The organism is Pseudomonas sp. GW460-LB5, from assembly GCF_059423245.1.
The window spans coordinates 1-10,684 of sequence record NZ_JBWKXT010000106.1; the positions used below are offsets into that span (position 1 = coordinate 1).

The following is a 10,684-nucleotide window of genomic DNA, read 5'->3' on the forward strand; positions in this document are numbered from 1 at the left end:
GTTGATGAAACTCAGGAAGTTGAAGGCGTTTGAATGCAGCATTGATTTGGTAGTCATGACCAGGTCCTTGAGTAGGAGGACCCACCCCGCTTGGCGAGGCGGGGACACATCATTGAGCAGACCACTCCAGCGTGTTGCGACTGTCTTCAATGCTGGGTTCAGGGAATCCGATACGCAACCGATGCCGTGTTCCATCCTGATCGTAGAGTATGAACATCAAAGGCTTGTCCAGCATTTTTCTGTACTTTTTGCTTTCTTCGTCTGTCATATCGTCACTCCAGAAGGGCATGTCCGACAGGCGATGCAGCATGATCAACAATTCTCCCGGCCCTGGCTCTTTGCCTGCGATCAGGTTTTTCTCTATTTTTAGGTAGGACAATTCCTTGGCCATTTGCGTCAGATAGCTGTCATCCTTGAGCTCGGCGACTTTCTCCGGTTGCCCCGGTTCCGGCAATTCCCTGAACGCATAGGACAGGTAACTGAAGAACACCTCATCCACCTGCTCGCTTTCCCACCGTACCGATGCCGCTGCCGAATCCTTGTCGACCCTGCACGTGGCGAACTTGATGTTTTTCCCTTTGAACCTATGCACCAGCCTCCAGTAATCGATCGATTCCAGCATGTAGCTGAATTCGTCCTTGGGCGCCCCATTGCCCGGGTCGTGAATTCTGCCCGCACCGTTGCGTACGCGCTGGCGGACAAGCTCGTAGTCGTCTGTTGAGGGACTATCGACGGGGGCGGCAGTGACGCAGACAAAGCCTTGTTTGTCACGGGAGTCCCACCAGGTGCCGTCATCAGCCTGGAACTTGGCATAGAACTCCTCCGTCGCGGCGACGCTGCTATGGAGCCAGAGTTCACGGGTGCTGCGTGTGGCTTCGGAACGCACTTGCGGCATTTCACTCTCTGTTACAGGACCGTACAGATTGAAACGGTTTCGCTTGACGCTTGTGGCCCATTTTGGAATTTCAAGTGGCAAGCCTTCCTGACCAGGTTCAAGGAACTCTACCTCGGAATTGCCGCTGCGATAGACCAGCCTCATGGTAGAGAGCTCGGTCACTGTAAGCGGAATGGGATATGTGACACCGCCCACACTGACCTCCTTGGGTTCAACCACGATTTCCAACGGTATCTGCTGCATGCCATTGGCCAGGCAGATGGGGGTGCCCTTTACGTTGATTTTAAAACCTTCGAGCTCTGTCCATCTGATAGGGGGCTCTTGGTAGGCGTGCTGGACAATCGCGTAACCGGTTTGCCGGTCATCGATATCGGCCATCACTACGCTGATGGGGGCCTGGGCCTGAATCGGCGGGTTATACACTCCGTCTTCGTTGATCTCTCCCTCACCAAATACCTTCCAGGTTGCAGCCTCGTGCCACTCAGCGGGCAAGCGGAAGGCAATCGGCGCGATGCCGGTCATCACAGGCACATGAAATGGCGTCACATTAAGTTGCTGGGGGTAGGCAAAGATGACCACGGTGGCAATATCGCTGGTAGTTGTCGCCTGGTCAGTGACTCGGATTTTCTGCAAACGCACTTCAGGCAAGTAACTCTCAGGATCGAAAGGTGTGAAAAGCCGCCCCGCAGGTCGCTCGGGATCCACGACCAGATCACCGTGCAACTGCCCATTGTCCGGGATCAGCTCCCAGCTCAAGTCGCCACCTGTTACAGCGCCGGCATGCAGCTTGATAGGGCCCATGCCAATACCCCAAGTGGCCACACGAGGGATCACGTTTACAGCTTGCCGGGATTCCACAACCAACCCCGTGCGTACCTGCTCCCCCGCAGCGGAAGAAAAACGCCCCGATACCAGCACCAATTGCTGATCGCGCTGGAACTTCTCAGTCCCCATCGCCTGGTAGGTCCCATCCTGCATGCTACCGGTCGCGAGTGGCTGATTGATATTGACTGCCTGCCATTGCGCCCTGACCTCGTTTCCCTCGTTGTCGATGATAAAATGTTGCGTGCTTTCCGGTAATAATGCGCTTTGCAGGGGCTCGACGAAAAATGACAGTGCAGTAGGCTCGATGCTGCCGAAAATCACATGATCCAGTGGGTCCTCCCGATCTACCATGCTCACCTGAAGCGCGTTGGGCAAAGTGAATTTCTGCAGAATGCCAGGCGCTTGCTGGTCATCGACAAAATGGCGCAACGGTGCCGCGATCAACGCCGTGGCGTTATAGGCAGGCGCTCCTTGCACGGTCAGGTCATCCGGTATCAGATACGGGTAGTCGTCAGGATTACCCGGCATCCTGCCCGGCTCGCTGTTGACACGCAGGTGGCAGAACAGTACGACCGCGCCGTTACCGTATTGGTCCGAATGCTTGTCGCCACCCTCAGGTGCCGGCTGGGTACGCACCTGGAAACTGCGCGGGCTCAATGGCCCATAATCGTTGAAATCCATCATCGCGCAGCTGTAGATCTGCCTGTAGGCAGGGTGCGACTGGATTTGCTCGCCCAGTTTGGCGCCGATCGCCAGCCTGGCGTCATCACTCAATCCCAGGTTGCAGCTGAACCGCTCCCCCTGCGAGAGGTCCAGCATCAATTTGCCCCTGTCGTCCACGCTGCCCACCCGCACACCCAGCTCAGCAGTCATTTCGAGCATCAGCCCCATGTCTTCACGCAACGTCTCACTGCGTAAAAGGTAGGGCGGGCTGCCAGGGGGATGGAAGGTGGAGGAATAAGTACCTGCCACAATATTGAGCCTGACCGTGGCCTTGGCATTGGTAAAGGTGGCACTTTCAAAGGAGACCTGCGGCGCACCGAGTACGATATCGCTCAAAGTGACGTGCTCAAGGTCGCCGATGACCACCTCATCGCTGAATGGCAACAAGAAGCTAAGGTCGTTGAACGCTGCCATGTACTGTTCCCGCAGCATACGGTTAACCTGGCCGCGGTCAAACGCCAGGATGGCGCCCCAGTCGAACATCACGTTGCCTTGAGCCAGACGCTGCAACAAAGCGGATTTGGGGTTACTTTTCATTGTCCGACCCTCCAGGCAAGGCTGCGTCTTCATCTTGTGCCGTCAGTTTCTCAACCAGCAATTCAGGCGTGAGGAACGGGATGGGTAATATGGCGTACGTCCACAGCCAGAAAGTTCTGTTGTCTTCAATTGCTGCCACCACCGCATAACGGCTCAAGGGTTGGCCATCGTTGGCTATCGGGGTATACAAACCATCCTCGAACGTACCGTTGCCAAGCACCAGGTACCAGGTCGTGTCTTCGGCAGGCACTTCGTAGTCATTCCCCTTGCCTGATCCCCAGAACTTCAACCGTATGCCGTTACCCTCAACATGGTGGGTGAACCAGTTGGTTTCATTTCGTAATGGCAGCAATACCGGAATCTGCTCCTGCCCATTGCCCGATTCCCTCGATACGTTAACGGTGTCAATTGCCAGTACCTCTGCCAGGTCGTCCTCAATACGCCAGGCGGCTGTAGCACGCAGACGTCGCCATTCGTCGCTCTTGCGCGACCCCTGTTGAAGGCCACCAACAGGCGCCACGTAGAGCATGCTTTGCTGTACCGAGGGGTCTGGCTGAGGGTCTTCCTGCAATGAGCCCTTGGCATCGGAAGGGAGGGTAAACGTGACCTTTTCTCCATCGAGGGTCGCCGCCGATAACTTGAACTTGCCACCTGCAGCGGCTTGCATGACCATAGGTGCTACCGCAATGCTGCGCGAGGTGATACTGACCAAAGCTTTGCTGTAACTCGTTCCACGGGTGGCGGTGACAATGACCTTCTTGCCGCTGCGCAGCACGGCGCTGGCGGCCGGTGCGGTGTACTCGTTGGACGTGAACGACCCACAATCTTCACCCTCGTCACCGGGTAGATTCGCCACGCTCCATGTCACTGACGCGCCTGCACCAAGCGTGGTCTCGAACGTCCTCTTGCCTCCGGCCTCCACCAAGGTTTCGTTTGGCTCGATTTCGAACTCTGTGCGTGCCGGCGCAAGGTAACCAGGCAATGTCAGATCACCCGGAAAGCGCACAACCGATGGCTGGGCAGACTCCTTGCCACTGCGGAACAACAGGCCATTAAGGCGGAATGCATCGATTTCCGTTGCCACACCAACAATGGTTTCGATCGTCTTTTCGAGGTGCTCGGCCAAGGCTTGCTCGCCGAAGTTGATGAAGAGCTCCAATGCAAAAGGGTGGCCTGCATTAGCCGCCAACGCTTGATCGGGCCACATTTTGCTGCGAAGGCTTGGCTTCGCCCTCAACTTGAGCGTCAACTGGCCAACGTTGTCGCCGGCCGTTTCCAGATGAAACGCGTACGAGGCCTTGTATTCCCAACGGTAGGACACCATGCCCGAGCGCGTCTGCTGGCTCCCGGATCTCACCTTGAAGGTGGCGGGCGCCTTCGCTAGGCCAAACCACTCAAAGTCCAACGTTTCGTCACTGGCCTTGACTTTGAAGTTTGTAAAGTCGTCTTCGTCGCTGCTGCTGGAAAAATTCAATAGCAGCCCCTGCGGGAATTCAATTATTTCAAGTACATCAGTATCACCTTCAACGGGAATACTCAAAAGCCCCGCTGTCGCCTGAATACCGGTGACGAACGTTTCACCCTCACCGCCTGTATACGTGGCCTTGAATGGTTCAATCACGCGTTCCAACCTTTCAAACCCAAAAGACACCAGCCGTTTGATCAGAAACTTGTTCCCGAGCAACAGGTTCATCGTGTAAGGGGTTGCCGCATCAGGCAGCAGATAATGCATGTTTTCATCATCTGCAGGGATGCCAGCATCGGAGTTATTGCTGCCTTTCATTGTGACGAAAAGCAGAACTTCCCCTTCGCCGTACTGGTCGGAGGCTCGTACTTTAGCAAGCGGCGCAGCATGGGTTCTGACCCAAAATTTCTCCGGCTGCAAGAAGTCGCTATCCTTCATCGGCATCTCAGTGAGGACGAAAATCCTTTTGGCAGGCTCCCAGCTGTCGAAAATAACTTTGTATCGCTGGCCACCGATCAGGTTTTCCTCATCGGTGTCGGCAAAACTCAGATAAAAGTGCTCAGCTTTCTGCAAATCCAGAGACACCGTCCCGGCCTGGGACACTGACCCTGGGCTGGCGTCCAGTGAAATCCTCACGTGCAAGGCTGGGCCATCGAGTGAATCGGCCTCTTTTACCCGAATCAGCTTCTTGACTTTGGCTCCAATGGACCTGGTCAGGGTCAATTGCTTACCGGCGGTGATACGCATGGTCAAGTCCGCGCGTGAATGCGCAATACTTGAGTTTTCAAACGATAACCGCGGCACATCCAGCGTATGATCAACTACCGCTTCCCACTGCGCCCCCGGGGTAATCGTGGTGGTAAATGACAGCGGTTCAAAATAGCTGTTATTGTCAAAACGATCGATGTACTCCTGAAGCAATAACCGGTTGGCGCGAAAACGATCGTACGCCAGAATGGCATCATACCCATACGTGCTCGGTTTATTTTTCAGATACGTGACAAATTCTTCCAGCGTTTCTTTGTTTTTCATGATTCCACCTATGGCATTTAGCGGCATACGTGCGCGCCCCGTCACTTTCGCAATGTCATTGACGTCGGCGTGAAGAGTGTCCAGTTATCACTCCCCCCTTGGCCCTCGAAATCAACACTGACGTTGAATTCAAGTGGCGAGTTATCATCCAGATTCTCAAGGGTCTCTTTCAGCAAGATCGCGTTGATGACACCCTTGTCCACCTCCTCTTGAGTCACGGGGGAATTACGAATGGGATAAGGCCTGGGTGAGCCACCGGCGACGCCCAGCAAGGTAATGACCAGGTGTTGCCCCGGACTCATGAATGGCCAATTGGGCAGTGTCAGGTCCGCGTGAGTACCATTGATATCTTCTACGTACAGGTCGGTGTCCCTGCGCGGGCTGCACTGCACCGTGGGGTATTTATCCCGGGCCAGGGGAAGAATGCGCAAATTTAACTTCTTGGACTCATGCCCCACGGGCGCTATCCTGTAGTAAACCGGAAACCGCTTTACACTGGTTTCACCCTGTTCCATGTTGGCTGCCACCGCCGCCGGGGGTATATTCAAAGGTTCTGCGGGCACCGTCCCAAAAGGGAAGACAAATGTTTTATTGCCTAATTCGGAGCGCCCCTGCCAATAAACTTCCAGGGTTTCGCCCTCCCTCAAGGTGACATCGGACAGGTCGATATAAGCTCCCGCCGTTGCGTTGCCCGCAGGCAGCCTTGCATTGAACTCACCCTCGCCACCCTCACTTTCCGCGAAAAATACTTTCAAAGGGGCATCCTCACGGCGAACAACCAATTCAACCTCTCGCACGGTCGCGCTGTAGGCAACACCTTCGCGAGCGACCTGATAGCCCAGCCTGATGCGGCCCAGCCCCTTCAACTTGTCTTTTGCCAGATTGAATACAATCACCCCGCTTTCCAGGCTGCTCAAGTCAACGCGCAGTTGCTGTTCACCCCATTCATCATTGAAGTGCAGCAACAACCAATCACTCACCATGAGCTCTGCATTGGGGGGCACGCGCAATGTCAAACCGTCGGGGAACAGTTCCGGGTCGAGCAGGCCGCTTTCATAATTATCGATGTCCAGCGCCGGCAGCAGGGGCGGCGTATCAGGCACCTTATCGACCTGGAATGTCTGGGTCGGCGACTTCAAACGTTTCGGGGGGGCGGCAAATTGGATCTCATAATAAACTTCGGCGTACCCCTTTTTTATGAAATCGAAATAAGAGGATGGTACATTCCAACTCAAGACCTGCCCGACGTGCTGTGCCTGCACGTCGATAAGTTTTGACCATGTATCATCTTGCGTGCCGTCACTTTCATATGCCACGAATGTCAGCGTCACTTTGTCTGCCACTTGCATGGCTTGATACGCAGGTACCAGGAAAGTGGCACCCGCACTGCCCAGCGAGTCCGGGTCAATAAACAGATTGTGTGACTTCGGCGCCTGGGCCACCGGCATATGCTCAAGGCGGTGCGGGCGCACCCCCACGAAGCAAAAAGCGCGCATCGACTCCTCCAGCGCCGGAAACGTAGGCTGAAAAGACGCAAATGCGTAGCCGTCGGCAGCCGCCACGACAAATGCATTGGACAAACTCACTGTTGCCCGTTTTGTCCTGGGGTCGAAGTTGTGATCGGCGATATCCACATCTCCGGAAAAACCGACTGCGTTACCGAGTTTGTCGGCACCTGTCCAGTTAAAGACTATCAGTTGACCTACGGCGATACCGTCATAGGTTATAAAAACGTTCAGGGCCTCCCCGCCCAACTCATCAAGGTCAATTTCGTCATAGGGTGTGAGGCCTTCGATTATCGGGCGGGGTGGGCGATCTGCGCTGTCGCGTTCACTAGCAGTATTCTCGGTCATGGCTTCGACTCGGCATCCGATTTACGTTTGCCCACACGCTATCGCCTACCTAGCACACTGCCTACTAGCAGAAATAACAGGTCGGCATCGTCGGTCGTGTTGTGTCACCTCGCACTTACGCACCCCACCTCCCTATTATTTTTGCCAGGTGTTGCAGGCGCTGGCGCTCGCTAGACTCGATCTGCACGCAGGGCGCCATCACCGAGGTGACGTTAATAACACTACAAAACACGTAGGCGCGAGCCATGCTCATACGGGCTGCGGCTCAAGACTGACAAGCACGCGGCCGCGAGGGTGATGAGCGCTCAGACCAGTGGTTCTATTGCACATAAGTCGGGGCAGCTGGAACAAGCCATCAATTCCCATGCATCCCACCGCCCGTAGATACCGCGAGCATCAACACGTCGCGAAGTGCGATAACCATGAAGTATTTGTGGCATGTCTCATTCCGGCAACAACCAGTACTACTGAAGCCTACTCTTCTGAGCAAAACCACGAGGTTTCATCATGTCGAACCCACTCAAATACGGGATCATCGCTTTACCCCTGTTGCTGTCCTGCCTGCCTCAAGCGGTACAGGCAGCGACGCAGAACGGCACAATCCTTATACGGAACAAAGACTACGAGCAATGCTCACTGACTGTGCCCGGTGAAGGCTCAGGCAAGCTTACACAATATGAATTCAATCTTCCGGACTCGAGCTGCAAGAATATAAAACCACGCACAATACAATTTGATGGCCTCCCCAGCGCCGCGACAATCCTGATTACCGATGGCCTTGGTTGCGACTTGGAAGATGCCAAGTTCCGACTAAAACTTCGCACTACCCGCCGCGTAACATCCATGCCCGCCTTCGAATTCGAAGACTTGGTTTCATTCGAAAACTACATCGCACCCGGTGTGCTAGTGCTTGAAAAAGACTTCACGCAAGACAGCGACGCCCGGGACAGCACTGCTTGTATCCGTATAACGACCTCGCCAGCCACCAAGCGCCCTGATCCTATACCCGCAACACAGGTTAAAGAAGCCGCATACTTCGTGGATCCAAGGGAGCGATTCACATGCGGCTTACACGAGGTGATCACGGCGCGCTTACATCGGGGCGACGAAACGGATGGCCGGACCGCCTACATATGCGCGACCTTCAAGCAGGCTTCAACTGATCTCTTGATAGGGCCTCTCTCCTGGTCCAACAAAATCATCGAAAGCAGTGGCACTTACTATATGTGCCCTCCAGGAAAGGTCATGGTTGGCCGCGATCACTGGAATGACGAGAATGGTTCCACCACTTATGCCTGTGCCTCACTGAAAAACGGGAGTAAAGATCTGGAAATTATATGGTCTGACGGGTGGTCCGCACCACAAGGAGAGCATGAGAGCGGTTTTGCCTGCCCCACCGATAGCTTTCTGGTAGGGCGCTATCACGATGGCGATGAAGAAGGCCCTACCCGCTACCGATGTGCAACTGCACAGTGAATATTGAACTGAACTATCAAGACCATCACCCCCAACATGGAACGTCTGGGTGAGGGACTTCAACCGCCCCGGCAGATCAGAAAATTGAATTTCATGATAAATTCAGCGCCCCCCTTTTCGCTTAGCATACGCACTGGATACTAGCAAAAAAACAATAAGTCGGCATCGGCAGTCTTGTTGTGTTACCTCGAGGCGCTCACTCCACCTACCTAGTATTTTTGCCAGGTGTTCCACGCGCTGGAACTGGCTAGACTCGACGTGCACTCTTTTTTTCTAGCCAATGAGGACCCGTTCATGAACAGTAAATGGCCCGCACCTGCGGCCGCAGCGTTGCTGCTACTGCTGTGCAACTCTGCCGTTGCAGAACTTGCAATCATCGATCCTAATGAAATTTCGCCCCCTCCGCTAGTGGAGTTTCACCATGACTTCAAGTGTAAACCCGGCAATGTAATGGTGGGGCGTGTTCGCTTGGAAGACAAAGTTGGGTACGTATGCGGAAGTGTTACTCAAAGCGGGGAGGTGCTCAATACCTACAATGAAATCAAAATTATTGCAACAGGCGCTCTCGCCAACTGCCAGAGTCCGAAGATCATGACCGGGCGTGGCCGAGACATACTTGACGCCTCAAACTACTGGATACATTGCGCTGAAGTCAGAGACATCTGGGGCCAACCATTGACCCCCTCTCATACCAGCACCCGGAAATTCAAAGAGCCTGACCACGGCATGCAATGCGCTGCAAATGAAGTACTTTCGGGCATGGCGCTTTCCAGTGACAAGGAAATGGAGACCGAGTACTACTGCAGCAAACTGTTCTGACCAAACATCCGAGGTTTCATCATGTCAATCGCACTCAGACTCAGCATCATTGCTTTACCCCTACTGCTGGCCAGCCTGCATCAAGCGGTGCAGGCAGCCACACAAAACGGCACAATCCTTATCCGGGACAAAGACAATGCGCAATGTTCACTGACTGTTCCCGGCGAAGGCTCAGGCGAACAGGTAAACTATGAATTCAACTCTCCCAACACCTGGTGCAAAGATATAAAGCGACGCACCATACAGTTCGATAACCTCCCATCTTCCGTGAACATCCTGATTACCGATGGCATTGGTTGCAACACAGAGGATGGCAAGTTTTCGATGGAACTTCGCACCACGAGGCGCGTGACGTCCACCCCCGCCTTCGAATTCGAAGACTTGGTTTCCTACGAAGACAATACGATCATCGCCCCGGGTTTGATGATGGTTAAAAAAAGAAAAACTCAAGACAGCGACGCCAGGGACAGCACTGCTTGCATCCGTTTAATTACATCGTCACGCACCCCTCTTCGCCCCACGAATCAATATAGAGTGAAGGTATATGAAAACGTAGGCACCCTAGATGAATTCAAATGCGGGCTGAACGAGGTGATGACGGGGCGCAAGGTAGTAGATGGCAACCTAAAGCAAATTTATACCTGCGCAGGATTCCAGCAAGATTCAGCCTCTCTCATGGTAAGAGATCCATCTTGGTCCGATGATATCCTTGAAAATGATGACGTTTACTTTATGTGCCCGCCTGGGAAGGTCATGGTTGGCCGCAAACAAGAGTTTTTTTATTATGGACCCACCAATTACGCCTGCGCCGCACTTACAAACGGCGACGAAAAGCTGAACATTCGATGGTTCGACGGATGGTCTGCACCACAAAATGAGAATGAGAGCGACTTTACCTGCCCAGACGATAGCTTCCTGGTAGGGCGCTATCACGATGGCGGTTTTGATGGCCCTACCCGCTACCGTTGTGCAACTGCACTTTGAACCTGGAGCTGAATTGTCATGACCATCACCTCAAACACAGCGTCCAACGCCTTCAACTTCCTGAGTTTCGTCAAT

General features: G+C 54.1%; 6 protein-coding genes. 3 read left to right on the forward strand and 3 right to left on the reverse strand.

Features of this window, described 5'->3' with window-relative positions; all coding sequences use genetic code 11:
- Nucleotides 1-109 precede the first annotated feature (109 nt).
- Genes AC07XM_RS30485 through AC07XM_RS30495 form a run of 3 tightly spaced genes read right to left on the reverse strand, consistent with a single transcriptional unit; the run spans nucleotide 110 to nucleotide 7,330 of the window.
- Complete coding sequence (locus tag AC07XM_RS30485; protein ID WP_102690247.1) at nucleotides 110-2,980, reverse strand: hypothetical protein; 2,871 nt, start codon at nucleotides 2,978-2,980, stop codon at nucleotides 110-112.
- Complete coding sequence (locus tag AC07XM_RS30490; RefSeq protein WP_102690248.1) at nucleotides 2,970-5,477, reverse strand: hypothetical protein; 2,508 nt, start codon at nucleotides 5,475-5,477, stop codon at nucleotides 2,970-2,972. Before AC07XM_RS30490 ends, AC07XM_RS30485 begins: the two co-directional genes overlap by 11 nt.
- A 41-nt stretch (nucleotides 5,478-5,518) precedes the next feature.
- Nucleotides 5,519-7,330: a hypothetical protein gene (locus AC07XM_RS30495; RefSeq protein WP_102690249.1), complete on the reverse strand. Its 1,812-nt coding sequence runs from the start codon at nucleotides 7,328-7,330 to the stop codon at nucleotides 5,519-5,521.
- Nucleotides 7,331-7,837: 507 nt separating this feature from the next.
- Between AC07XM_RS30495 and AC07XM_RS30500 the strand changes: the two genes are divergently transcribed.
- From AC07XM_RS30500 to AC07XM_RS30510, 3 genes are all read left to right on the forward strand, one after another.
- A complete protein-coding gene (locus AC07XM_RS30500; RefSeq protein WP_096425751.1) occupies nucleotides 7,838-8,806 on the forward strand; it encodes a hypothetical protein in 969 nt (322 codons plus the stop codon).
- A gap of 294 nt (nucleotides 8,807-9,100) precedes the next feature.
- Nucleotides 9,101-9,625: a hypothetical protein gene (locus tag AC07XM_RS30505; RefSeq protein ID WP_096425750.1), complete on the forward strand. Its 525-nt coding sequence runs from the start codon at nucleotides 9,101-9,103 to the stop codon at nucleotides 9,623-9,625.
- 21 nt (nucleotides 9,626-9,646) lie between these two features.
- Complete coding sequence (locus AC07XM_RS30510) at nucleotides 9,647-10,609, forward strand: hypothetical protein (protein ID WP_102690250.1); 963 nt, start codon at nucleotides 9,647-9,649, stop codon at nucleotides 10,607-10,609.
- Nucleotides 10,610-10,684: the final 75 nt, after the last annotated feature.

What these genes read in the sequence shown, in the direction of transcription:
- AC07XM_RS30485 (WP_102690247.1), bottom strand. Translation starts at nt 2,980, where the DNA reads ATGAAAAGTAACCCCAAATCCGCTTTGTTGCAGCGTCTGGCTCAAGGC.
- AC07XM_RS30505 (WP_096425750.1), top strand. Translation starts at nt 9,101, where the DNA reads ATGAACAGTAAATGGCCCGCACCTGCGGCCGCAGCGTTGCTGCTACTG.
- AC07XM_RS30495 (WP_102690249.1), bottom strand. Translation starts at nt 7,330, where the DNA reads ATGACCGAGAATACTGCTAGTGAACGCGACAGCGCAGATCGCCCACCC.
- AC07XM_RS30510 (WP_102690250.1), top strand. Translation starts at nt 9,647, where the DNA reads ATGTCAATCGCACTCAGACTCAGCATCATTGCTTTACCCCTACTGCTG.
- AC07XM_RS30490 (WP_102690248.1), bottom strand. Translation starts at nt 5,477, where the DNA reads ATGAAAAACAAAGAAACGCTGGAAGAATTTGTCACGTATCTGAAAAAT.
- AC07XM_RS30500 (WP_096425751.1), top strand. Translation starts at nt 7,838, where the DNA reads ATGTCGAACCCACTCAAATACGGGATCATCGCTTTACCCCTGTTGCTG.